The 597-nt window shown below is 58.3% G+C and carries 1 protein-coding gene; it reads left to right on the top strand.

The window, feature by feature from the left end; genetic code table 11:
* Positions 1-597, top strand: a 597-nt coding sequence (locus tag AC1D0P_RS27170) for a calcium-binding protein (protein ID WP_477679571.1), incomplete at both ends; no start/stop codon positions are given.

Below are 597 nucleotides of genomic sequence, written 5' to 3'. Positions count from 1 at the left end.
GAGCTGTTCGGCTCCGGTGGCAAAGATCAATTGTTTGGCGGCTCTGGAAAAGACATCCTGGCGGGAGGAAGCGGCGATGACTCGATGCAGGGCGACGGGGGCGACGACACAGTCGTCATCGGTTCCGGCGCCGATAGTTTCGATGGGGGCACCGGGTTCAATTTTCTCGATTTCTCGCAGATAAAGAGGAGTGTGACCGTCGATCTCAGCCTCGGCAGCGTCACCGTCTATGCCGACGGCCTTGCCGGTAACACGACGACATTTTTGCATGTGGGCGGTGTGTTCGGATCCAACCGCAACGATCAGATAACCGGCGATGGTTTGGCAAACCAGCTCGATGGGCTGGCTGGCAATGACACGATCAATGGTGGCGACGGCAACGACATTATCAACGGCGGGATTGGCGACGACAAGCTGCTGGGTGGCGCGGGCTTCGACCAATTCAAGCTGTCGGCCGGCAACGATACGATCGATGGCGGCGCCGATATCGATACGATCAATTTCGTGGAAGCGACAAGGGGTGTCAAGGCATCGCTTTCCCATGGCAGCGTCAGCCTGACCACTGCTGACGGCAAGGGCACAAGCACAATCCTGCAT

The sequence above is a fragment of the Polaromonas sp. P1_G2 genome, from assembly GCF_056405515.1.
The sequence above is the reverse complement of the archived record's forward strand: the minus strand, read 5'-3'. Positions and strand labels throughout refer to the sequence as shown.